General features: G+C 69.8%; 21 protein-coding genes and 1 pseudogene. 9 read left to right on the top strand and 13 right to left on the bottom strand.

Going from position 1 to position 23,544, the window contains the following annotated elements:
• Positions 1–85: 85 nt before the first annotated feature.
• On the bottom strand, positions 86–1,489 hold the full coding sequence (locus tag L810_RS38150; RefSeq protein WP_021163482.1) for an MBL fold metallo-hydrolase RNA specificity domain-containing protein: 1,404 nt from the start codon (positions 1,487–1,489) through the stop codon (positions 86–88).
• A 286-nt stretch (positions 1,490–1,775) separates the two neighbouring features.
• Here L810_RS38150 and L810_RS38155 point away from each other — a divergent pair, with 286 nt between their 5' ends.
• Entirely contained in the window at positions 1,776–2,222 is a 447-nt protein-coding gene (locus tag L810_RS38155) for a hypothetical protein (protein WP_021163484.1), read from the top strand.
• Positions 2,223–2,256: 34 nt separating this feature from the next.
• On the opposite strand, the gene L810_RS38160 is transcribed toward L810_RS38155, so the two are convergent.
• The 10 genes from L810_RS38160 to L810_RS38205 form a co-directional block, all read right to left on the bottom strand.
• Positions 2,257–3,732: an efflux transporter outer membrane subunit gene (locus tag L810_RS38160; RefSeq protein WP_021163485.1), complete on the bottom strand. Its 1,476-nt coding sequence runs from the start codon at positions 3,730–3,732 to the stop codon at positions 2,257–2,259.
• On the bottom strand, positions 3,710–4,795 hold the full coding sequence (locus tag L810_RS38165; RefSeq protein ID WP_021163486.1) for an HlyD family secretion protein: 1,086 nt from the start codon (positions 4,793–4,795) through the stop codon (positions 3,710–3,712). Before L810_RS38165 ends, L810_RS38160 begins: the two co-directional genes overlap by 23 nt.
• Positions 4,792–5,496 carry an ABC transporter ATP-binding protein gene (locus L810_RS38170; protein WP_175851021.1) on the bottom strand — a complete coding sequence of 235 codons (705 nt, stop codon included), beginning with the start codon at positions 5,494–5,496 and terminating at the stop codon, positions 4,792–4,794. The genes L810_RS38165 and L810_RS38170 overlap by 4 nt, the downstream gene beginning before the upstream one ends.
• The gene (locus tag L810_RS38175; RefSeq protein ID WP_021163488.1) at positions 5,493–6,629 is read right to left on the bottom strand and encodes an ABC transporter permease; all 1,137 of its coding nucleotides are present in this window, start codon (positions 6,627–6,629) and stop codon (positions 5,493–5,495) included. Before L810_RS38175 ends, L810_RS38170 begins: the two co-directional genes overlap by 4 nt.
• Before the next feature lie 28 nt (positions 6,630–6,657).
• Positions 6,658–6,846, bottom strand: a complete 189-nt coding sequence (locus L810_RS38180) for a DUF2964 family protein (RefSeq protein WP_021163489.1) — start codon at positions 6,844–6,846, stop codon at positions 6,658–6,660.
• Positions 6,847–7,029: 183 nt separating this feature from the next.
• Positions 7,030–8,154, bottom strand: a complete 1,125-nt coding sequence (locus L810_RS38185) for an ABC transporter permease (protein WP_021163490.1) — start codon at positions 8,152–8,154, stop codon at positions 7,030–7,032.
• Between the two features lie 2 nt (positions 8,155–8,156).
• Positions 8,157–10,964, bottom strand: a complete 2,808-nt coding sequence (rbbA, locus tag L810_RS38190) for a ribosome-associated ATPase/putative transporter RbbA (protein ID WP_042977963.1) — start codon at positions 10,962–10,964, stop codon at positions 8,157–8,159.
• A complete protein-coding gene (locus L810_RS38195) occupies positions 10,961–12,034 on the bottom strand; it encodes an HlyD family secretion protein (protein WP_021163492.1) in 1,074 nt (357 codons plus the stop codon). Before L810_RS38195 ends, rbbA begins: the two co-directional genes overlap by 4 nt.
• Positions 12,031–13,539, bottom strand: coding sequence for an efflux transporter outer membrane subunit (locus L810_RS38200; RefSeq protein ID WP_021163493.1), 1,509 nt, complete (start codon positions 13,537–13,539; stop codon positions 12,031–12,033). The genes L810_RS38195 and L810_RS38200 overlap by 4 nt, the downstream gene beginning before the upstream one ends.
• Positions 13,540–13,747: 208 nt before the next feature.
• Positions 13,748–13,936 carry a DUF2964 family protein gene (locus tag L810_RS38205; protein WP_042977964.1) on the bottom strand — a complete coding sequence of 63 codons (189 nt, stop codon included), beginning with the start codon at positions 13,934–13,936 and terminating at the stop codon, positions 13,748–13,750.
• Positions 13,937–14,217: 281 nt separating this feature from the next.
• On the opposite strand from L810_RS38205, the gene L810_RS38210 reads away from it, so the two are divergent.
• From L810_RS38210 to ftsH, 3 genes are read left to right on the top strand one after another with little or no spacing between them, the layout of a single operon-like run.
• Complete coding sequence (locus L810_RS38210; RefSeq protein WP_021163495.1) at positions 14,218–14,865, top strand: BON domain-containing protein; 648 nt, start codon at positions 14,218–14,220, stop codon at positions 14,863–14,865.
• A 38-nt stretch (positions 14,866–14,903) separates the two neighbouring features.
• Positions 14,904–15,413: a BCAM0308 family protein gene (locus tag L810_RS38215; protein ID WP_021163496.1), complete on the top strand. Its 510-nt coding sequence runs from the start codon at positions 14,904–14,906 to the stop codon at positions 15,411–15,413.
• A gap of 33 nt (positions 15,414–15,446) precedes the next feature.
• Positions 15,447–17,360 (top strand): ATP-dependent zinc metalloprotease FtsH, encoded by a 1,914-nt coding sequence (ftsH, locus tag L810_RS38220; protein ID WP_021163497.1) that lies wholly within the window; start codon positions 15,447–15,449, stop codon positions 17,358–17,360.
• Between the two features lie 23 nt (positions 17,361–17,383).
• On the opposite strand, the gene L810_RS38225 is transcribed toward ftsH, so the two are convergent.
• Positions 17,384–19,177 (bottom strand): adenosylcobalamin-dependent ribonucleoside-diphosphate reductase, encoded by a 1,794-nt coding sequence (locus tag L810_RS38225; RefSeq protein ID WP_042977958.1) that lies wholly within the window; start codon positions 19,175–19,177, stop codon positions 17,384–17,386.
• 230 nt (positions 19,178–19,407) lie between these two features.
• On the opposite strand from L810_RS38225, the gene L810_RS38230 reads away from it, so the two are divergent.
• The 3 genes from L810_RS38230 to L810_RS38240 all read left to right on the top strand — a co-directional run bounded on the left by L810_RS38230 (position 19,408) and on the right by L810_RS38240 (position 21,515).
• Positions 19,408–20,370 (top strand): 1-phosphofructokinase family hexose kinase, encoded by a 963-nt coding sequence (locus L810_RS38230; protein ID WP_021163498.1) that lies wholly within the window; start codon positions 19,408–19,410, stop codon positions 20,368–20,370.
• Positions 20,367–21,158 carry a polysaccharide deacetylase family protein gene (locus L810_RS38235; RefSeq protein WP_021163499.1) on the top strand — a complete coding sequence of 264 codons (792 nt, stop codon included), beginning with the start codon at positions 20,367–20,369 and terminating at the stop codon, positions 21,156–21,158. The genes L810_RS38230 and L810_RS38235 overlap by 4 nt, the downstream gene beginning before the upstream one ends.
• Positions 21,159–21,326: 168 nt before the next feature.
• A complete protein-coding gene (locus tag L810_RS38240) occupies positions 21,327–21,515 on the top strand; it encodes a hypothetical protein (RefSeq protein ID WP_021163500.1) in 189 nt (62 codons plus the stop codon).
• Between the two features lie 32 nt (positions 21,516–21,547).
• Here the strand turns inward: L810_RS38240 and L810_RS38245 are convergent, their stop codons facing one another.
• Positions 21,548–22,048: a lecithin retinol acyltransferase family protein gene (locus tag L810_RS38245; protein WP_051392386.1), complete on the bottom strand. Its 501-nt coding sequence runs from the start codon at positions 22,046–22,048 to the stop codon at positions 21,548–21,550.
• Between the two features lie 458 nt (positions 22,049–22,506).
• On the opposite strand from L810_RS38245, the gene L810_RS38250 reads away from it, so the two are divergent.
• Entirely contained in the window at positions 22,507–22,974 is a 468-nt protein-coding gene (locus L810_RS38250; protein WP_042977969.1) for a hypothetical protein, read from the top strand.
• 102 nt (positions 22,975–23,076) lie between these two features.
• A pseudogene (locus L810_RS38255) lies at positions 23,077–23,544 on the top strand (hypothetical protein); the annotation flags it as partial.

A 23,544-nucleotide genomic window follows, 5' to 3' on the forward strand; every position in this document is an offset into this window, starting at 1 on the left:
GTGCCGTGCGTGCCGTGCGTGCACGGGACCCGGTGCGCGACGTCCGGTTCCCGCCGCGCCGGCCCGGGCGTCGCCGGCGTCGCCGTCAGGATGAAAGCGTGGCCGGCTCGTGCGCGTCGCCCGATTCGACCGCATCGAGATCGACGCACTGCGCGTAAGTCGGCACCTCGCACGGCCAGTGCAGTCGTTCCGCGATACGCCGCCGCAGCGCATCGGCCGCCGCGGGTTCGCCGTGCGTGACGAAGGTCCGCACCGGCGCGCGTTGCATCGTGCCGAGCCAGCGGAGAATCTCCTCGTAGTCGGCATGCGCGGAGAGCGTCGTGATCGACTCGACCTGCGCGCGCACGCGCACGTATTCGCCGTGAATCTTCAGCGTCGGCTCGTGTGCGGCCAGCGCCGCGCCGCGTGTGCCGGCCGCCTGGTAGCCGACCAGCGCGATCGTGTTGCGCGCATCGGGCGCGTAGCGGCTCAGGTGATGCAGCACGCGGCCGCCCGTCGCCATCCCGCTGCCGGCGATGATGACCATCGGGCCATGATGGTCGGCGATCGCTTTCGACTGCTCGACCGACCGGATCATCGTGGCCGCGTGACCGAGCGCATTCGCTTCGGACGGCGTCAGCCGGTGCTCGAGAATATGGTGACGATAGATCTCGGTCACGTCCGTCGCCATCGGGCTGTCGAGATATACCGGGACGCGCGCCATGCGGCCGGACGCCTTCAGCCGCGCGATGTAGTGCAGGATTTCCTGCGCGCGCCCGACGGTGAAGCAGGGCATCACCACGACGCCGCCGCGCGCGAAAGTCTTGTCGAACAGCGCGGCCAGTTCGTTCTCCGGGTCCGATTCCGGATGCAGGCGGTCGCCGTACGTCGATTCGACGACCAGGAAGTCCGCATGCGCGGGCGCCAGCGGCGGCTGCATGATCGGGTCGTGATAGCGGCCGAGGTCGCCCGAGAACGCGAGCACCTTGTGATTCCAGTGCATCACGACGCTCGCCGCACCGAGGATGTGCCCGGCCGGCAGCAGGCGGAACGCCAGGCCGCCGCCCAGTGCGGTGCATTCGTCGAACGCGACGGGCTTCAGCAGTTGCAGCGCGCGCTGCGCATCTTCCAGCGTGTAGAGCGGCTGTGCGGGGTGATGCTTCGAGTAGCCGTGGCGGTTCGCGAAGTCGGCTTCTTCTTCCTGCAGCCGCGCGCTGTCGCGCAGCATGATGTCGCAGAGTTCGGCCGTGGCGGCCGTGCAGTACACGGGCCCGCGGTACCCTTCGCGCACCAGTACCGGAAGGTAGCCGGCATGGTCGATGTGCGCGTGCGTGAGCACGACCGCGTCGAGCGTGTCGGGCGCGAGCGGCAACGGGCTCCAGTTGCGCAGCCGCAGGTTCTTCGTGCCCTGGAACAGGCCGCAATCGACCAGCACGCGCCGGTTGCCGTGCTCGAGCAGGTACTTCGAGCCGGTCACGGTTTCGGTCGCGCCGAGAAAAGTCAGTTTCATGGATGCCTCACCGGGAGTCGAGGGAGCAGTGAACCGATTACAGCGCGGATGCGCGTGCAGCGATTGATGGAAATCAGGGATTGCCGTATCCGTGCCCAGGGCGGGCGAGGCTCGTCCCCCGGCCGTTGCGGCTGCGGCTTGACGTCAATCAACGCCCGGGCCGGACGGTGGCGCGATAGTGGTCGCATGCGCGGAGGCGATGTCGTGATCCCGCTCTCCGCGCGGGCCGCGTATATGCCGTACTCCATAAGCAGCGAGATTTCGACGCGATAGGGACGAATCCATCATGACGCTGATCGCCAACCTCGACGGCGCGCGGACCGGCTACCGGCTGTGCTTCGTCCGCGCGCCCTGGGCATGGTTTACGTGCCTGCCGCTCGACCTGCAATGCGGCCAAAGCTGGGCCGACGTGCCCTATCAGGACGTCGCGCAACCGCCTTACAGCGATTCGCGCACCCAGCTGCTGCGCGTGGCGTTCGACGCGCCGCGCCTGCTGCCGCCCGAAGCCGGGCGCCACGGGCAGGACTGGAGCGTCGAGCAGATCAACGGCGGCGCGGTGCCGTGGCTGCGCAGCGAGGAATTCGTCGACGCGATGAAGCTGGCCGTGCCGGCCGGCGCGACACTCGCCGAATTCGTCGAGACGATCGAGGCTGCCGGCGGTACCGTCTACGGCCCGCTCGGCTGGGCCGAGTTGCCGCCCTGGCAGCGGCCCGACATCGTGGCGCACACGTAGACGGGCGGGCTCCGGACGACCGCACTGCCGCGTTTCAGCCCGGGTCACCCCAGCCGCCGCCGAGCGCGACGTAGAACGCGACCGTGTCCTGCAACCGCTGCGCGACTGCCTGCAGCCACGCGAGACGTGCCTGGTGGTATTGCACGTCGGCGACCAGCAACTGGACGTAGCCCGAGATCCCCGCGTCGTAGCCGGCCTGCGTGAGCGTCAGCGCGTCGCGTGCCGCGGCCATCGCGCGGGCCTGCGCATCGAGCGCGGTTGCGTCGTTCGCGAGTGCGCGCAGCGCGTCGGCGACCTGCGAGAACGCAGACAGCACTACTTGCCGGTAGGTCGCGTCGGCTTCGTCGTACGCATCCTGCGCCGCACGCCGCTGGTTCAGCAGCGTGCCGCCGTGAAAGAGCGGTGCGGTGAGCCCGGCGCCGACGCTCCATGCGCGGCCGGCCGGCGCGAACAGCCGGCCGGCGACGGTGCTGTCGAAGCCGCCCGACGCGGACAGCGTGACATTCGGGTAGAGCGCGGCCGTCGCGACGCCGACCTGCGCACTGGCCACGTGCAGTTGCGCTTCCGCCTGCAGGATGTCCGGCCGGCGGCGCACCAGCGACGACGGCGCCGTATCCGGGAGGCTGGCCGGCAGCGCGATGCGCTCGAGCGACAGGTCGGGTGTCTGCCAGTCGGCGGGGTAGCGGCCGGCGAGCAGCGCGAGCAGGTCGTCGGCCTGGGCGCGTTTCTGGTCGAGCGCGGGCAGCGTCGCCTCGAGCGACGCCCGTTGCGATTCCAGCGTCAGCACCGCAACGTAGGCCGCCGCGCCGGCCGTCACCTGCGCGCGCGTCAGGCGGATCTGCTCGTCGAGCAGGCCGATCATCTCGCGCGTGGCCGCGGTTTCGTCCCGATAGGCGGCGCGCGCGACCATCGTGTTGACGACGTTGGCGGTCAGCATCAGGTACGCGCCCGCCAGCGCCTGGCGCTGTGCGTCGACGCCGGCCGTGAGCGCCTCGACCTGCCGCCGTTCGCCGCCCCACAGGTCGAGCGTGTAGCTGACCGTCGCCGACAGCGTGTACAGGTTGAAGATCGAGGCCGGCAGACCCTGCCCGGTGCGCAGCGGCGCATAGCGCTGGCGCGACGCGCCGGCCTGGGCATCCGCCTGCGGAAAGAACACGCCTTCGCCGGCCCGCAGCGCATGTTCGCTGCGCCGCAGCGTCGCCTCGGCGAGATCGAGCGTCGGGCTGCCGGTCAGCGCGTCGCCGACGGTCGAGTCGATCGCACGGCTGCCGAAGCGTGTCCACCAGTCGCGTGTGAGCGGCTCGCTCGCCGACAGCGCCTGTGTCTGCCCCCCGGCTGTCCATGCGCCGGTCGCGGCGTCCGCGGCGACGAAACGCGAGACATGCGGCGCGGGCGGACGGGTGAAGTCGGGCCCGACCATGCATCCGGCCAGCGGCGCGACGGCCGCGAGCAGGGCCGCCGCGCGCAGCAGGCCGCGGACGGGGCGATCATTTGCCGGCCACGTACACATCGACGATCTGCCCGGGAAACAACCGGACAGCCTTGTTCGGGACGATACGGAAAATGACCGGCAGCACCCGCACGTCGACGCGCTCGGTGCGCTGGTCGGACAATTCGATCTTCGGCGTGACGTACGGCTGCACGCGGACGAACTGGAGGTCGGCCTCGCCCGACGTACCGCGCACGAACATGTGGGCCTTCAGCGCGTGCAGGTCGGGCAACTGGTGGATCAGGATTTCGTCGATGTAGCAGCGCACCTGCAGGCGGTCGACCGGGCTGCCGAGCACCGCGACGGGCCCGTTGCCCTGCGTGTAGGTATCGTAGAGCCCCTGCGAGGTCAGGTACGAGCCGACGGCCGCGTTCATCGCGAGCACGGTGCCGTCCGCCGGCGCGCGCAGCGTGTAGCGGGCAAGCAGCGCGGCGGCCGCGTCGGCCGCGCGCCGCAGCGCGACGGCCTGCGCTTCCTGGTTGCGCACGTCGTAACGCCACGCGCCGGCTTTCGTCAGGCGATACTGCCGCGTCACGACGTCCAGGTTGGCCGCAGCGACGCGTACCGCGTTCGCGGCCGTGTCGAGCGCATCGCGGCTGACGGCCTTCGGGTCGATGTCGTATGCGCGCCGCTGCTTGTCGTACTGATCCTGCGCGAGCTTCAGGCTGGCCTGCGCGGCCGTGGTCTGCGCGGTGGCCACGTCGAGTACCTCGCGGCGCGGCTGCGCTTTCAGTTCGTCGAGCAGGGCGTCGGCCGCGTCGGCCTGTGCCGCGAGCTGCGCGGCGGTGGCGCGCTGCACCGAGTCGTCGATCGTCAGCAGCACATCGCCGGCCTTCACCGGATCGCCGTCGTGCACGAGGATGCGTGTCACCGCGCCCGGCACGTCCGGGTAGACGTTCACGTTCGCGCCGGCCGGCTGTTCGCTTTCGACGATGCCGTTCGCATAGACGCCGCGCGCGTACGGATTGGCGGCCGGCTTGAATACCGGTGGCTGCGGCGGTTCCTGACGGCTGTACACCCACGCGGCGACGACGCTTGCCAGGAAGCCGAGCAGGGCCGCCACGAACACGAGCCGGTGCTTCATCGCGCACCTCCGCGGTCGATCCCGTTCAGCTTGCCGTCCTCCATCCGCAGGATGCGATCCGCGTATTCGAAGATCCGTGCGTCGTGCGTGACGATCACGATGCAGCGCGTGTCGTTCAGCACCTGGTGCTTGACGAAGTCGATGATCATGCGGCCCGTGTCGCCGTCGAGCGACGCGGTCGGCTCGTCGAGGATCAGCAGGTCGGGCTGGCTGACGATCGCGCGCGCGATCGCGACGCGTTGCTGCTCGCCGCCGGACAGCTTGACGGGCGGCAGTTGCGCGCGATTGCCGAGCCCGACGACGTCGAGGTAACCGAGCGCTTCGTGCATCGCCTCGTCCCACGGCCGGCGTTTCAGGATCAGCGGAATCGCGACGTTCTCCACGGTCGTGAGCCGCGGGAACAGGTGGTAGTCCTGGAATACGAAGCCGATCCGGTTCAGCCGGAAATCGGCGATCGCGTCGTTCGGCTGCGCCCACAGGTCGACGCCGTCGATCGACACCGAGCCGGATTCCGGCCGCAGGATGCCCGAGATCACGCTGAGCAGCGTCGTCTTGCCGCTACCGGACGGCCCGACGATCAGCAGCATCTCGCCGAAGTTCGCCTGCATCGACACGTCGCGCAACGCCTGCGTGCGCGCGTCGCCTTCGCCGAACCACTTGCTGACGCCTCGTGCGTCGATCGCGACGTTCGCCATCGTCAGCCCCGGAAGATGTCGAACGGCTCGATGCGCAGCACGCGCCGCACGCCGAGATAGCTCGAGATCGTCGCGATCACGACCACCATCCCGAACGCGAGCGCCAGGTTGCCGAACGTGACGAGCGCCGCGTAATCCGGAATCTGCAGCTTCGCGAGGCTGATCATCAGCACGCACAGGCCGACGCCGATGCCGTAGCCGGTCAGCGCGGTGAACGTCGCCTGGAACAGGATCATCACGACGAGTTCGCGGCTTTTCGCGCCGATCGCTTTCAGCGCGCCGAACTTGTCGAGGTTCTCGAGGATGAACGCATAGAACGTCTGGCCCGAGATCGACAGGCCGATGATGAAGCTGATGATCGTCATCAGCATGATGTTGGTGCCCAGCCCGGTCTCGTACTTGTAGAAGCGTGCGATCTGCGCGATGAATTCGTCGCGCGTGTATGCGCGATAGCCGAGCGATTGCACGACGGCCTTGATGTGCGCGATGTCGGCGGCCGATTTCGGCTCGACGAGAATGTACGACGTCGTGAAGCGCGGCGACGGAATGTACCGGATCGCGCGAGCGTATGTGGTGTAGAGCGTCGGCGTGCCGAACAGGCCGCTGGCCGCCACCTTCGCGATGCCGACGATCACGCCGCGATGGTCGTTCAGTTCGAAATCGGTGCCGACCGACGGATTCTCGAGTTTCGGAAACTCGGGGTCCTGGATCGCGATGAAGCCGTTCTCCGCGTAGATGTCCTCGATGTGGCCCTGCAGCATCGTCGGACGGCCGAGCAGGCTCGCGTCGTCGAGGCCGACGACCGTCACGGCCTGGTAGGTGCCGGAGCGCAGCTTCACGAGCGCGGCGCCGGAGTAAAGCGGCACCGCATACTTGACGCCGTCGGTGCTGCGCACCACGTCGAGCACGTAGTCGGGCATGCCGATGCTGTTCGCGATCGTCTTCACGGCCGGGTCCATCACCCACACTTTCGCGCCGATGTTGATGACGGACGCCGACGACTTGTTCAGGATCCCGGCGAACAGCGACGTCATCTCGATCATCAGCAGCACGGAGAACGTAATGCCGACGGTCAGCGCGGTGAACTTCGCGCTGTCGTTCACGAGCAGCTTGAACGCGAGGCGGAGGATGCCGTTCATGACGGTGAATGCGAGGGATGCGGGCGCATCACGAATCCTCGCCGGCGGCCGAATCCAACTGTGCGACGAAAGCGGCGACGCCCGAAACGAGCGCGAGGATCGCGTACGGAAGGACATGCACGCCGACCAGCATCGCGTGCACGACGCCCAGCAGCGACGAGAGTGCGATGAACACGCCGAGCGTGGCAAGAACGATCCGGTTTGGCAGGCGCATCATGACGTTCTCCGGCGAGGCGGCCGCCGGCCGCCCGTGAGCGTGATGCCGACATGCCGCCATCGCGGCCGCCGCGGCTATCACAGGACGTGACGTCATGATCGCGTGAAGGGTGCCGGCACGGTTGATCTGTATCAACGGACGAATCCGGGCGCCGCGCGGGCGCCTGGCCGCCTGCCGGGCCGGTTACGCCATTTGGGCGATCGTCTTGCGAAAGCGGGTCAGCGACAGCAGGAACAGCGCGCAGCCGATCGCGAACAGCACCGCGAACTGGATCCAGACCGCATCGAGGCCCGCGCCGCGGTACAGGATGCGTTGCGCGAGTTCGACGAAATGCGTGGTCGGCGCGGCCAGCATGATGTCCTGCACGGCGAGCGGCATGCTCTCGCGCGGTGTCAGCCCGCCTGACAGCAGTTGCAGCGGCAGCAGCACGAGCACGAGCAACATCCCGAACTGCGGCATGCTGCGCACGAGCGTCGCGAGAAAAATCCCCATCGACGTCGTCGCGAACAGGTGCAGCGCCATCCCGGCCACGAACAGCGGGATGGAGCCCGGAATCGGCACGTGCAACGCTCCGCCCACGACCAGCGTCAGCGACGCGACGGCCGCCACCGTGACGACGAGCCCCATCGACCAGACCTTCGCGAGCATGATTTCCGCGGCGGTGACCGGCATCACGAGCAGATGCTCGATCGTGCCGTGCTCGCGTTCGCGGATCAGCGCGGCCCCGGTGAGGATCATCGACAGCATCGTCACGTTGTTGATCAACTCCATCAGCGCGCCGAACCACACTTCGTCGAGATTCGGGTTGAAGCGCATCCGCATCGCGAGATCGACGGGCGACGACGCCGTGCCGCGATAGCGCCGCACGAATGCGTCGATCTCGCCCGACACGATCTGCTGCACGTAGCCGCCGCCGGTAAAGGCCTGCGTCATGCGGGTCGCGTCGACGTTGAGCTGGATCGTCGCGTGACGGCCGGCGAGCACGTCGCGCTGGAAATCCGGCGGAATGTCGAGCGAGAACGTGTAGTCGCCGTTGTCGAGGCCGCGATCGGCCGCGGCCGCGTCGACGATCGGCGGCGGTGCGAACTGCGGCGGGAAGAACGCCGACGCGATGCGTGCCGACAGCGGCGATGCGTCTTCGTCGACGATCGCGATCGGCACCTTGTGCAGCGTTTCCGGGCGCGCGGTGGCCGCGACGTAGATCGACGCGCTGAACGTGTAGACGATCAGCATCAGCAGGATCGGGTCGCGGGCGAGGCTCCAGAGCTCCTTGACCCCGAGCCGGAAGATGACGAGCAGGCGCGACATGGTCAGCGCTCCTGTTTGCGCAGCAGGACGGCGGTCATGGCCAGGATGGCCGGCGCCGCCGCGAGCAGCGGCCAGAACTGCGACGACAGGTCGCCCAGGCCGAGCGCCTTGTTGTAGACGCCGCGGCTGATCGCGAGCATGTAGGTGGCCGGGTAGACCGCCCCGATCCACTTGCCGGCGCCTTCCAGCGACGACAGCGGCGTGAGCAGCCCCGAGAACTGCACGACGGGAATCAGCGTGCCGACGATCGTCATGAAGATCGCGGCGATCTGGCTGCGCGTGAACGTCGACGCGAACAGGCCGATGCCCGTGGCCACCACGTTGAAGACCAGCACCGCGGCCGCGAGCGTGAAGAAACTGCCCTTGATCCGCACGCCGAACGCGACGTCGGCCAGCACGACCATCAGCAGGAAGTTCAGCATCGCAAGCATCACGTAGGGCGCCTGCTTGCCGAGCAGGAATTCCGCGCGTGTGACGGGCGTGACGTACAGGTTGACGATCGACCCGAGCTCCCGTTCCCGGACGACGGCGAGCGCCGTCAGCATCGCGGGCAGCATCAGCAGCAGCATCGGCATGATGGCCGGAATCATCGCCGGCAGGCTCCTGACGTCCGGGTTGTAGCGATAGCGCACGGCGATCTCGACGGCCGGCGCAAGCGACGCGCCGAGCCGGCGCTTCGCCTGGTCGCGCAGCCAGTTCTCGTGCATGCCGGCGACGTAGCCGCGGATCGTCTCGGCGCGCATCGGCATCGCGCCGTCGATCCACGCGCCGATCTCGACCCGGCGGCCGTGCGCGACGTCCCGCGCGAACCCGGGCGGAATCTCGATCGCGAGCGACAGCTGGCCGTTGCGCATGCGGCGGTCGATCTCGCGCTCGTCCGCGAGCGGCGCGCGCGGCACGAAGTAGCGCGAGCCGCCGAGGTTCTGCGCATAGTCCTGGCTCAGGATCGACTGGTCGCGGTCGAGCACCGCGAACGTCAGGTTGTCGACGTCGAGGCTGATGCCGATGCTGATGACGCACATCAGGACGAGCGACCCGAACAGGGCCAGCGTCGCGCGCAGCGGGTCGCGCCGCAGCTCCAGCACTTCCCGCCACAGGTAGCTGCCGGCCCGCGCCGGGCTGAACCACGCGGCCGCGCGGGCGGTGCCGGCCCCGCTGGCGGGGGCCTCGGGCGGCGCGCTCAGCCAGCCCGCGTCGGACGCGGCGTCCATCGGGACGCTGTCCGCACGCTGCGCGTCGGTCAGGTATGCGATGAACGCCTCCTCGAGCGTGCCGGCGCCGCGCATGCGCACGAGTTCCCCCGGCGACGCGCTGGCGAGCACCCGGCCCGCGTGCATCAGCGAGATGCGATCGCAGCGCTCGGCTTCGTTCATGAAGTGCGTCGAGATGAAGATCGTCACGCGATCCTGCCGGGCGAGCTCGATCATCAGCCGCCAGAAGTCGTCGCGCGCGACGGGATCGACACCCGACGTCGGCTCGTCGAGGATCAGCAGTTCGGGCTTGTGCACCATCGCGACCGCGAGCGACAGCCGCTGCCGCATGCCGAGCGGCAGGCTTTCGGGTAACGCGTCGAGTACGCCGGTGAGCCCGAAGCGCCCGGCCATTTCGTCGACCCGCCCCGGCACGTCCGCCTCCGGCACGCCGAACAGGCGCGCATGCAGCACGAGGTTCTGCCGGACGGTCAGCTCGCCATACAGCGAAAACCCCTGCGACATGTAGCCGACCCGCCGGCGCGTGTCGATGTCGTCGGCCGCGACCGGCTGGCCGAACAGCGTCGCCGTGCCTTCGGAGGCCGGCAACAGGCCCGTGAGCATCTTCATCGTCGTCGACTTGCCGCAGCCGTTGGAGCCGAGGAAGCCGAAGATCTCGCCGCGGCGGATTTGCAGGCTCACGTGATCGACCGCGACGAAATCGCCGAACCGCATCGTCAGCCCGTCGGCCTCGATCGCGTAGCCGGCGGCGGGTTCGGGCTGAAACGGCGCGATCCGGATCGGCTCGTGCCCGCGCCGCTGCGCGTCCGGGAGCAACGCGACGAATGCGCGTTCGAGCGTGTCGCACCCGGTGCGGGCCAGCAGCTCGTCCGGGCTGCCGGTCGCCAGCACCCGCCCGGCGTCCATCGCGATCAGCCAGTCGAAGCGCCGGGCTTCGTCCATGTACGCGGTCGCCACCAGTACGCTCATCGCCGGGCGGGCGGCCCGGATGCGCGTGATCAGTTCCCAGAACTGGGCGCGCGACAGCGGATCGACGCCGGTCGTCGGTTCGTCGAGGATCAGCAGGTCGGGATCGTGGATCAGCGCGCAGCACAGGCCGAGCTTCTGCTTCATGCCGCCGGACAGTTTGCCGGCGGGGCGATCCAGGAACGGGTGGAGGCCGGTGCTGCGCGTGAGCGCGTCGATCCGGCGGCGCCGCTCCGCCGCATCGTGGCCGAACAGCCGCGCGAAGAACTGCAGGTTTTCCTCGACGGACAGCGTCGCGTAGAGGTTCCGGCCCAGGCCTTGCGGCATGTACGCGATGCGCCGGCACACGCGCGCGCGATGACGGCGCGACGACAGGTCGGCGCCGAGGACCCAGACGCGCCCCTGCTGGATCGCGCGTGCGCCGGACACGAGCGCGAGCAGGCTCGACTTGCCGACGCCGTCCGGGCCGATCAGCCCGACCATGCGGCCGGCCGGGATGTCGAGCGTCACGTCGTCGAGCGCGGCCTTGTCGCCGTAGCGCAGCGAGACGCCGGACAGCCGCGCGACCGGCGCGGGTGCCGGCGGCGTTTCGGTCGCGCCGGCACCGGTATCGGCCGGGAGCGCCGATTTCATTGCGGCACCCGGACGGCGAGGCGCGCCGGCCACGCGGCGTTCGGATCGACCTTCAGCCACGCGACACCCGGCAGCCCGGTCTTGACGAGCTTCAGGTGGCGCTGCAGCAGGTCGCGGTCGATGCGCGCCTTCACCCGGAACATCAGCTTCTGCCGTTCGGTGGCCGTCTCGACCGTCTTCGGCGTGAACTGCGCGGTGCTCGACACGTACGACACGCGGGCCGGAATCACGTATTCCGGCGCGGCATCGAGCACGATCCGCACGTCGGCGCCGAGCGGCACGCGGCCGACGACCGTCTCGGGCAGGAAGAACGTCATGTAGACGTCCGACAGGTCGACCACGTTGACCACCTTGCCGCCGGCCGGCAGCACCTCGCCCGATTCGGCCACGCGATACTGCACGCGCCCGTCGCGCGGCGAGGTCAGGTCGCTGTCCGAGATGTCGGCCTGCACGCGCGCGACGGTTGCCTGCGCGGCCGTTACCGCCGAGTGCGCGGCGACCAGCTGGGCCCGGGTCGCGTCGATCGCGGCCTGGGCAGCCTGCACCTGCGCGCGCGCCGCATTCACGGTCGCCCGCAGGCTGCCGGCGCGTGCGCGATCGTCGTCGAGTTCCTGCATCGACGACGCGCCGTCGCGCGACAGCGTTTCGGAGCGCGCGAGCCGCCGTGTCGCCGCATCCAGTTCGCTTTCCCGCTGGACGACGACGGCCTCGGCCGCCGCCTTGTCGCTGCGCCGCTGCGCGACCTGCGCGTCGATGCTCGCCGCCGTGTTCACGGCCTGCTCCTCCCGGGCGCGCGCCTCGTCGAGCTGGGCCTGCAGGACGACCACGTCCATGCGCGCGAGCGGCTGCCCGGCCTTCACGAAGTCGCCTTCGTCGACGAGCATCGCGGTGACGCGTCCCGGCAGCTTGGTCGCGACGTCGATCTCGGTCGCCTCGATGCGGCCGTTGCCGCTCACGAGGCCGGCATCGGCCTGCCCGTCACGCCAGCGCGTCCATCCGAAATACGTGATGCCGATCGCGAGCACGGCGACGCCTGCCCCGATCAGAAGAGGGCGCTTGAGGGTTTTCATCGTGTGGAATCCGGATTCGTCGATTCGTTGGTCGATTCGTTGGTCGGTCGCGCGGCGCCCGCGCCGCCGTCTTGCGTGGCGCCGCCGAGCGCGCCGTACAGCGCGACGCGGCTCGACAACAGCGCGCGACGCGTCATCACCCATTGCTGCTCCGCGTTCATCAGGTCCCGCTGCGCGTCGAGCACCTCGAGGAAGCGGGTCGCGCCGCTGTCGTAGCGCAGCTTCGCGAGGCGGGCCCGCTCGGCCTGAGAATCCAGCGTGGCGCGCTCGATACGCACCTCGTCGGCCAGCCAGTAGCGGGACGCAAGCGCATCGGACACGTCGCGAAACGCGCTCTGGATCGTCCGCTCGTACCGCGCGAGCGCTTCGTCGCGCTGCGCGTGCGCGAGCGCGAGATTCGAGCGGTTGCGGCCGCCGTCGATCAGCGGCAGCGTCACGTTCGGGATCACCGACCAGACGCCGGTGCTGGACGTCAGCAACTCATGCAGCGCGCTGCTGCCCGAGCCGATCGAGCTCGTCAGCGCGATGCGCGGAAAGAACGCGGCGCGCGCCGCGCCGATGTTCGCGCGGGACGCCTGCAGTTCGTGTTCGGCCGCGATCACGTCCGGCCGCTGCGCGAGCAGCGACGAGGGCAGGCCGGGGGCGAGCGAAGGCGCGACGGCGGCGTCGTCGAGCGCGAGCGGCGTGCCGGCCAGATCCGGCGGCGCACCGACCAGCAGGGCCAGTGCATCGGCCGCCGATGCGCGCGCCTGTTGCAACTGGGCGCCGAGGGATTCCGCTTGCTGCAGCAGGATCTCCGCCTGCGTCAGGTCGAGGCGCGAGATCGCGCCGGCCGCATGGCGAAGCCGGAAAATCCGCAGCGACTCGCGGCGCGTGTCGATCGTCGCGCGGGTCAGCGCGATGCGCTCGTCGTACTCGCACAGCGTCAGGTACGCGTTGGCGACCGACGTGATCACGCTCAGCGTCGCGGCACGCCGGGCCGCATCGCTCGCGAGATAGCGCTGCAGCGCCGCTTCCTTCAGGTTGCGCACGCGGCCCCAGAAATCGAGTTCCCATTGCGTCTCGGCCAGCCGGACCTCGTAGGCCTGGCCGATGAACGGGGTGGGCGTGAGGAGCCCGCCCGGCGCGCGAAACCGCGCATAGGCCGCGCCGGCGCCGATCGTCGGCCACTGGTCCGCGCTGCGGATGCCGTAGACGGCACGGGCCTGTTCGACGCGCGCGACGGCCGCGCGCAGGTCGCGATTGTTGGCGAGCGCCTGCGCGATCAGCGCCCGCAGGCGCGCATCGACGAAGTAGTCCTGCCATGCGGGCACCTGCGCGGCCGTGGGCGTGGCGCCGGCCGACGGATCCGGAAAGGTGGCCGGGATCGGCGCGGCGGGGCGCTGGTCCGGCGGGGCGAGCGACAGGCATCCGGACAGCAGGCCGATACTCGTTGCGAGCGCAACGAAACGCCCGTACCGGGAAGCTGCAGTGCGGAACACGACGGGAAGCGCGGTGGCGCGCATGGAAAGCCTCGGCGAATACGGAAACGCGGGGTGGCGCCGCCTCGTGGCGTCGCCGCTTCGGGTTCACTTATATCCGACGATTGACGCTCCTACCCTTGATCTGCATCACTTCCGCGGGAATGCGTTTCGAGCGGTGCTTCGGTTGACAGGCGCGCCGGAACATGGCCCTGGGCTGCGGGTTGCGCCGGGCCCGACGCGGTCGCGCGCGTCACGGCCGGTCGCCGGGGGCGAGGTTCAGCAGGACGGCGAACGAGAGGATGCTCAGGATCAGCGTGACGATCGAGTATCTGAACACCCGCTCGTCGAACAGCATGCCGTGAATGATGCCGCCCAGCGATGCGAGCGCGATGAATACGCTGAGCGTCGCCAGCGAGATGCGGTATTGCCTGCGGTTCATGACGGTCTCCCGGGGAACGGCGGTCGCAACGATGCGAAGCGTGCGGGCCGCCACGAATGTCGCGGCGCCGCCGGGGTCATGATCGCGTCGCGCCCGGTCGCGCAGTTGATCTGCGTCAACGGAAAAATCGGGATCGAGTGGGTGCGACGGCGGCTGCCGCAAGCACGGCGTTGATTGATCCTCGTCAAACCGCCGGCGCCGCCTTGCGCGATGCTGAATCCGGTGCGGCCCCATCGCCGATCGCGAATGTCGCGACCGGCACGGCCCGACAGGAGACGGCAATGAAGTCCGATGCGGCACTCAAGCAGGATGTCGAGCAGGCGCTGTTCTGGAATCCGGCGGTCGATGCACGGCGGATCGACGTCGACGTACACGACCGGATCGTGACGTTGCGCGGCACGGTCGACAGCTGGGCCCAGAAACTCGAGGCGCAGAAAACGGCGCTGCATGTCGAGGATGCGCGCGCGCTGGTGCTCGAACTGAACGTCGCGCCGCCGGAGAACGCGTGCGCGGACCAGGAACTGGCGATCGCGATCACGTTCGCGCTCGGCTGGCAGGAGGCGCTGCGCGATCACAAGATTCGCGTCGAGGTCGATCACGGTTGCGTGACGCTCGACGGTGAAGTCGATCATGCATACCAGAGCCGGGCGGCGGAAAAGATGGTCAGCCGGATGATCGGCGTCGTCGGCGTCGCGAACCGGATCCGCGTGCGCACGGACCACACGGTGCCGGACGTCGGCACGCGGATCGCCGAAGCGCTTGCGCGTCGCGCGCAGCGCGAATCCGCGGGAATTGCGATCGACGCGGCCGACGGCATCGTCACGTTGACGGGCAAGGTCGCGTCGCTCGCCGAGAGGCGCGCCGCGTGCGGTGCGGCCGGATCGGTGAGAGGCGTTCGGGAGGTCGTCGACCGGCTCACCGTCGGCTGACGGCTCGCCAGTGCTGTCCACTGCGAGGAGAAGCAGTCATGAACCGTTCGAATTCCGGCCCCGGCCGACACCCTCTGCGCCGCGACAGGCGCATGCAGCCGCATACGAAGGACAGCTACCGCGATCCGAAGCGGCCGAAGGGCGACAGGATCTGCGAAGGCTGCGGCGCCGTCTGCGACGCGGGCCGCTGGACGTGGTACGCGACGCCGCTCGATCGGCGCCAGCTCGAATGCCCGGCCTGCAGGCGCATGCGGGAAAACCTGCCGGCGGGCGAACTGGTGCTGCACGGCGCGTACCTGTGCGCGCACCGGGCGACGATTCTCGACCTGCTCGAGCGCCAGGCCATTCTGGAGACGAGCGAGCACGCGCTCGAACGCATCATGGAAATCGAGAAATCCGCCGATACGGTCGTCGTCCGCACGACGGGCGTGCACATGGTGCGACGGCTGGCGGAAGCGTTGCTGCATGCGCATCACGGCGATCTCGCACTCAACTATCGCGATGGCGAGGACATCCTGCGCGCGCAATGGACGCGCAACGACGCATGAACGGAGGTGTGTCCGGCGAGCGGGCCCGATACGATGAAAAAATCATTCGATTATTCCGGACTGCTGATCCCGTTCGTGTTTGCCGCGCTGGTGGCGTATCAGCTGCTGATGGCCCGGCCGGCAACGACGTCGATCCCGTACAGCGACTTTCACCGCCTGGTCGATGCGCGGCTCGTCGACGATCTGGACATCGGCCAGTCGTCGATTTCGGGCGTGCTGCGCATGCCCGAGGCCGCCGCGAACCTGCCGGCCTCCGACGCGGCCGCCGTGAAGAAGGCCGGGCCGCCGTGGCGCTTCACGACCAACCGGGTCGCTGACGATCGTCTCGTCACCGAACTCACGGCCGCCGGTATCCGCTATCGCGGCGTGCCGGATTCGGGCTGGCTGGAAACGCTTGCCGGGTGGATGTTGCCGGTGATCGTCCTCGTGACGTTCTGGAGCTTCATGATGCGCAGGCCGGGCGGCGTCCGGGACTTCAGCGGCATGGGCAAGAGCCAGGCGCGCGTGTACGTGCAGCAGGAAACCGGCATCACGTTCGACGACATCGCCGGCATCGACGAGGCGAAGGCCGAACTGCAGCAGATCGTCGCGTTCCTGCGCAACCCCGAACGCTACCAGCGGCTCGGCGGCAAGATCCCGAAGGGCGTGCTGATCGTCGGTGCGCCCGGCACCGGCAAGACGCTGCTCGCGCGCGCGGTGGCCGGCGAGGCGGCCGTGCCGTTCTTCACGATCAGCGGCTCGGCGTTCGTCGAGATGTTCGTCGGGGTCGGCGCGGCACGCGTGCGCGACCTGTTCGAGCAGGCGCAGCAGAAGGCGCCGTGCATCGTGTTCATCGACGAGCTCGATGCGCTCGGCAAGGCGCGCGGCGTCGGCCTGATGTCCGGCAACGACGAGCGCGAGCAGACGCTCAACCAGCTGCTCGTCGAGATGGACGGCTTCCAGGCCAATTCGGGCGTGATCATCATGGCCGCGACCAACCGGCCGGAGATCCTGGATCCGGCGTTGCTGCGGCCCGGGCGCTTCGACCGCCACATCGCGATCGACCGGCCCGACCTGAACGGCCGCAAGCAGATCCTTGCCGTGCACACGAAGCGCGTGAAGCTGGCCCCGGAGGTCGACCTTGCCGAGCTGGCGCAGCGCACACCGGGCTTCGTCGGCGCGGATCTCGCGAACGTCGTCAACGAGGCCGCGCTGCACGCGGCCGAGCTCGGCAAGCCGGCGATCGGCATGGCCGACTTCGACGAGGCGATCGATCGCGCGATGACGGGCATGGAGCGCAAGAGCCGCGTGATGAACGACGAGGAAAAGCGGACCATCGCGTACCACGAGGCGGGGCACGCGCTCGTCGCGCAAAGCCGCGTGCATTGCGATCCGGTGAAGAAGGTGTCGATCATCCCGCGCGGCATCGCGGCGCTCGGCTACACGCAGCAGGTGCCGACCGAGGATCGCTACGTGCTGCGCAAGAGCGAGCTGCTCGACCGGCTCGACGTCCTGCTCGGCGGGCGCGTTGCCGAGGAGCTCGTGTTCGGCGACGTATCGACCGGCGCGCAGAACGACCTCGAGCGAGCGACCGCGCTGGCGCGGCACATGGTCATGCAGTACGGGATGAGCGCGAAGCTCGGCCTGGCGACGCTGGACGACGCGACGCCGCAAGGCGGTTCACCCGGCGTGTGGACGCCGGGCGACGGCCGCTGCAGCGAACACACCGCGCAGTTGATCGACGAGGAGGTGCGCGCGCTGCTCGAAGACGCGCACGTCCGCGTCGCGGCGACGCTCGGCGAGCATCGCGACGCGCTCGAACGGATCGCGCGGTGCCTGCTGCAACACGAGTCGATCGATCACGACACGCTGGTGGCGCTCATTACGCCGCCGGACGATCGCGATGCGGCGCCCGGGCCGGCGCGAGCCGATGCGGAGCCGGTAGCGGCCACGGACACGTCGGCCTGACGCGCGACTGGCGAGCGGGCCGCTCAACAGCCGATGCAGACCGCGCCGTCGCGCGGTTGCGCGGTGTCGTCGGTAACGACCGACGCGAGCCGCGGATCGGGGCGGAACACCGTGATGCCCTTGAGCCGGTCGCGCCACGCCGCGAAGAACAGCGCGTCGACCTGCGCCAGCGAACACTGGCTGTCCAGCGTCACGGTCTTCGAGATGCCGGCGTCGACGCAGGGCTGGAGCGCCGCGAGCATCGCGACGTGATCGAGCGGTGCGATCTCGGCCGCGGTAGCGAAATAGTCCGGCAGCCCGACGCCGTTGCCATGCAGCGCGCGAAACAGCCGGTAAGCATGGTTCTGTACCCGGAACGCGCGTACCTGCCCGTCTGCCGTGCGGACCATCCGGCGCTGCGTCCAGCCGACGGCCGGCTCGATGCCGTTCGAGCAGTTGTCGCAGAACGCGAGACTCACGCTGCCGGCCGGCGCGAACGACAGCAGATGGCTGTTGCGCAGCCCGTGCCGGTCGATCGCGTGATGCACCTTCAGCGGCAGCCGCATCCGGTAGGCGGGGCCGGTCAGGTAAGCGGCCGGATCGTAGGCGGGAAACGCGCCGCGCTCGGCGGCCAGCGCGGCCGATGCGGCAAACGCGTGCTCGCGCATCGTCAACGCGATGCTGCGCGCACATGCGCGCGCCTCGACGCTGTCGTAGCGTAGCCGCAGCATCGTCAGCGCGTCGCCCAGGCCCGTCACGCCGACACCGATGCGCCGTGTGCGCTGCGCTTCACGTGCATGCGCGGCGAGCGGCCATGCGGTGCGGTCGAGCACATCGTCGAGCAGGCGCACCTGGACGTGCACCGCGTCGGCGAGCGCCGTGAAATCGATGCGCGGCTCGCCGCCGATGCCGAACGGGTGATGCACGAACCGCGACAGGTCGATCGGCCCGAGCACGCAGCTGCCGTAGGGCGGCAGCGGCTGTTCGCCGCACGGGTTCGTCGCGTCGATCCGCTCGTGCTCGCGCAGCGGGTTCGCGTCGCGGATCGTGTCGAGGAACAGCAGCCCGGGTTCGGCGCTGTCGCGTGCGGCGTTGACGATCGTTTGCCACAGCTTGCGAGCAGGAACCGTCGCATGAAGGTAGCGCCCGTCCTGCCGCCGGAGCGACGCAGCGTCGGCTGCGTGGCGCGGCGCGTGATGGACGAGCGCCCAGGGCAGATCGTGCGCGACCGCTTCCATGAACGCGTCCGTGATGCCGACCGACAGGTTGAAGGTCGGCCAGCGCGATCGCCCGCGCTTGGCCGTGACGAACGCGGCCAGATCCGGATGATCGCAGCGCAGCACGCCCATCTGCGCGCCGCGGCGCGGGCCGGTGAACGGCAGCGTGCGGCACATCGCATCGAAGCGGTCGATCGCCGCGCAGGCGCCACGTTCGGCCGACAGGCGGCGTTCGTACGCGCCGGCGGGCGGCACCGGCGAGAAGTCGTAGCCGATTCCGCCGCCCATCAGCAGCGTGAGCCGGGCGTCGTCGAGCGCCTGCGCGAGCGCCGCGTCGGTGCCTTGCAGCGGCGTCTCCACGGGAACCGCGAGCGGGTGGACGAAGCAGTTGATCATCGTTCCGCCTGCCGTCGAGCCGGCATTCGCCATGATGCGGCCGGCGCCGATCGCGCCGCGCTGCAGGTTCAGGAAGAACGTGCGCTCGGCCCGGGCGCGCAACGCGGGCGGCTCGGCGAGTGACAGTGCATGGGCGACACGCTGGAAGACGGCTGCGCGCGACGTTTCGCCGGGCTGCGCATAGCGCTCGGCGAGCACGGTGGTGCAAAGCGGCTGCTCGTCCATGGCGGGGCTCGGCGACGACGGATGACTCACTGTAAGGGCCTGCCCGCCCGCGTCGTTGATCGAGCGCAATCCGGCGCGGTTGCGGCATCGTTTGACGGTCGTCAACGCGGTGCGAAGGTGCATGCGTAAGGTGGTGTCAGGGCCGGCCTGCGCCGATGGCCGGAACGCGGCACGGCCGCGGGCGGGCGCCGCGCAAGCCCGCGAATCGTGTCTTCCACCGACCACGCGCCATGACCGAGATCGTTACCGTCACATTGAATCCGGCCGTCGATGTCTCGACGTCGGTCGAACATATCGTCGATACGCACAAGCTGCGCTGCGCGCGACCCAGGCGGGACCCGGGCGGCGGCGGGATCAACGTCGCCCGGACCGTTCACCGGCTCGGCGGCGACTGCGTTGCGCTGTACCTGGCGGGCGGGCCGACGGGCGACGTGCTGACGCTGCTGCTCGAAGCCGAACACGTGCCGTCCGTCCGCCTGCGGATCGCCGGCGAGACGCGCGAGAACGTGTGCGTGACCGAGACCGCGACGGGGCGTGAATACCGTTTCCTGATGCCGGGGCCGTCGGTCACGGCCGCCGAGTGGCGCGACTGCGCGGCCCGCATCGCGGCCTTGCAGCCCGCGCCGCGTTATCTCGTGCTGAGCGGCAGCCTGCCGCCCGGCGCGCCGGACGACCTGTATGCGGCGCTCGCGCGGACGGCCGCCGCGAACGGCAGCCGGGTGGTCGTCGACGCGGCGGGCCCGGCGCTGCGCGCCGCCCTCGACGCCGGTGTCCATCTCGTGAAGCCCAGCCTCGACGAACTGAGCGCGCTGGCCGGTGAACCGCTCGACGAAGCGTCGGCATGCCGGAAGGCGGGCGAGCTCGTCGTGCAGGGGCGCGCCGACATCGTTGCGCTGACACTCGGCGCGCGCGGCGCATGGGTCGTCACGCGCGAGCGCGCGCTGCGCCTGCCGGGCAGGCCCGCGGCCGTGTGCAGCACGGTGGGTGCCGGCGACAGTTTCGTCGGCGGGATGATCTGGGCGCTGGCGCGCGGCGTGCCGTTCGACGACGCATGCCGGTATGCGCTGGCGGCATCGGCCGCGTCGGTCGAGCATCCCGGTACGGCACTGTGTACACGTGAGGACGTCGAACGGATTCATGCGGAACTGGTTGCGCAGGCACGCGGCACGGCCATGGCGCGAGGCGCGGCATGAGCTTGCGCGCGATCGTCTGCCTGCTGCTGCTGTCGTGCCTGCCGTGGATGGCGTCCGCCGGCGCCGGCACGGTCGCGCCCGTGTCGCAACGCGTGCTGATACTCGTCTATCACCGGTTTGCGACGCAACGCTTGGATTCGATGACGGTGCGCACCGGGACGTTCATCGAGCAACTGCACGCGATCGAGGCGAGCGGCTACCGTATCGTGCCGCTCGCCGACGTCGTGCGCTGGCACGACGGCCAGACGGATGCGCTACCGGCGCGCGCGGTCGCGATCACGGTGGACGACGGTCACCGTTCCGTCTACGACGTGCTGCGCCCGCTGCTGGCGGCGCATCCGGTGCCGGTCACGCTGTTCATCTATCCGTCGGCGATTTCCAACGCCCGCTACGCGATGACGTGGGATCAGTTGCGCGCGCTCGGCCGATCCGGCGGATACGATATCGAGTCGCATACCTACTGGCATCCGAATTTCGCCACCGAGCGCGCGCGGCGCACGGAAGCGGATTACCAACGATTCGTCTCGTTCCAGTTGGGCCGGTCGCGCGAGCGGCTCGAGTCCGAAACCGGTCGGCCGATTCGGCTGCTGGCCTGGCCGTTCGGCGTCCATGATGCGCAGACCGACCGGCTGGCCGCTCGCGAAGGCTATGTCGCGGCGTTCACGATCGATGGCCGCCCCGTCCGGCCGACGGATCCCCCGATGGCATTGCCGCGCTATCTGATGACGGACGCGTGCGGCACGCGATGCATGAACGGATTGCTGCAAACCGCCGGGGAGCACCCGTGACTAGTCAGCGGATCGCGGGGTTACCGCGGTCGTTCGCCGACGTCGTCTCCGTCGGGGTTCACGCCGGACCGGATCCCGTGGAGCCCGCTGCATCGTCGCTGCGTTCCTGCCGCGATGCCCGCCGGCCGGCACGGCGGGATCGGCCAGCCTCTACTAGCCGGATCGACCATGCCGTGGAATGACGAACGCTATCCGCCGTCGATGCGGAACCTGCCGCCGCCGGTTCGCGGCAAGGCGATCGAGATCGCCAACGCGCTGCTGCGGCAAGGGCGCGCCGAGGGCAGCGCGATCCGTATCGCGATCGCGCAGGCGAAACGCTGGGGGCGGGTGCATGCGGCCTTTCGCCCACGCGGGTGACGGGCGGGGGCGTCAGGTCGATTCAGGTCGTGCTAGGCCGTGCAGGCATGCGGGGCCGGCGTGCGTTCGACGGATGCCGGATGCAGCCGCCCGGCCAGCACGCACGCAAGCAGCACGGCGGCGACCGCGATGCCGTGAAGCGGGTTGCGCAGGCACGACGCGACCTGCTCGCTCCTGCCGACGCCGAACAGGCACCACAGGCAGAAGTGCTCGCAGTTGTTGGTGAGCAGCCGGTAGCGGCATTCGCCGAGGCGCGAGGTTGCGCGCCGCGCCGCTTCCGTGCCGTCGTACGGAGCCCGCGCGTGCCGGACCATCGCGAGACCGAATCCGGCGCAGAAGTCGTCGAGGGAGACGACTTCGACCGGGCCGCCGCCCGGACTGCGTGCCAGGCCCGCGTAGTGGATCACGTTGCCGTCGCCGATGTAGATCCCGTGGTGAACGTAACCGGGGCGCCGGGTCACGAGGTGGGCGCCGACCGGAAGGTCGCGGTGCGGCGCGGCATCGTCGGCGTGGGCTGTGTTCGGGCGAGTCATGGCCAGCTCCTGGATCCGGTGGCGGCCGTGCGGAATACTTGCTTGCGAGCCGCGGTACGCGTTGCGTCCTGTCACGTCTCCAGTATTGGCGGCGGAACATGGCCGGACAATCAGCGCGGCCTGAGCTTGCTGTCCGACGTCGGGCCGCCGTGTCGGCGTTTTCCGACACGCCGCGCAATATCGGCTGACAGCCGGAACGGACAATGGCGCCGCACCGCCGTGCGTGGCGCGTCGTGCGCCGTGCGGGCCCGCCGCGTCGCCCGATCGTGAGCCGGGTGCCGACACGCCGCGCCGCCGGCCGGTCGGGGGCGCTTGACCTGCATCAACGGGAAATCGACGTTCCGCGCGACGCTGGCGTCGTCAACGATGCGAATGCGTCACGTCGCGGCACGCCGGCCGTGACGCGCCCGGACGAACGAGCCGCATCGCCACCCGCGTGCCTGAATCGGGAGAACGAAATGCGGACTGGAATCGTCGGGTCGCTACTGCTGTCGACCTGTTTGATGGCCGCCGCCGCGAGCGTGCCGGCTCAAGCGCTGCCCGAGCCGGTCGAGCGCAACGGTGCCGTGTACATCACGGGCGGCGTCGGCGAGGAGGAAGTCGCGGCGTTTCGCGCCGCTGCGCCGCGTTACAACCTGCGGATCACGTTCACGACGAAGGCCGGTCATTACCTGTCCGACATCGACGTCACGTTGGCGTCCGGCAAGTCGACCATCCTCGACGCGCACACGGCCGGCCCGTTCCTGTTCGCGCGCGTGCCGCCGGGGCGATATACGGTATCGGCGCGCGATCGGGCCGTCCACGAAGTCCGTCACGTCGTCGTGCCGGCGCACGGCGCCGTCGATATGCGGTTCTACTGGCGGAATCCGGACCGGCGCGATGTGATGCGGCTTTGCGGCGGTTGTCCGGGCGCAGGCACGCCCTAGACGCGCATGGCGGCGGCGCAGCGCGTGTCGTTGATCTGCCTCACGCGGCGTTGCGGCGGATTCGCAACAATGTCCGCAGGAATTCGCGTCGCGAGGTGTGCATTGAAGAATCGGGCAATCGTTCATTGGCCGCGTGCCGGGCAACACCGGCACGAGCCGTTTCGACGCGGGTGGCAGGGCGCGGCGACGCTCGGCCGCGTGCTGGCGGGCATGCTGCTGGCGCTCGCGTGTGTCGCCGCCCGGGCCGGAACCGTCCCGGTGACGGTCGTCGATGCCGGCAGCGGCCGGCCGGTGTCGGGTGCGCTCGGTTATGCGTCGGGCAGCAGCCTGGTTGCATCGGCTGCCGGCATGTTTGCCGCGCCGGCGGGCGACGTGACGCTCAGCGTGACCGCGCCCGGCTATGCACGCGCGGAGGTCGTGCTCGCCGCCGGCGAGACGGCACGTACGGTGCGGCTCGTCCCGTTCCGTCCGAAGGCCGTCTACCTGTCGGTCTACGGTGTCGCGGATCACGAACGCGTTGACGGCCGTGCGCCCCGGGAGCGCGAGCGCCGCGTCGCGCAGCGTGCGATC

The organism is Burkholderia sp. AU4i, assembly GCF_000466765.1.
In the GTDB taxonomy this organism is placed as follows: Bacteria; Pseudomonadota; Gammaproteobacteria; order Burkholderiales; family Burkholderiaceae; genus Burkholderia; species Burkholderia cepacia.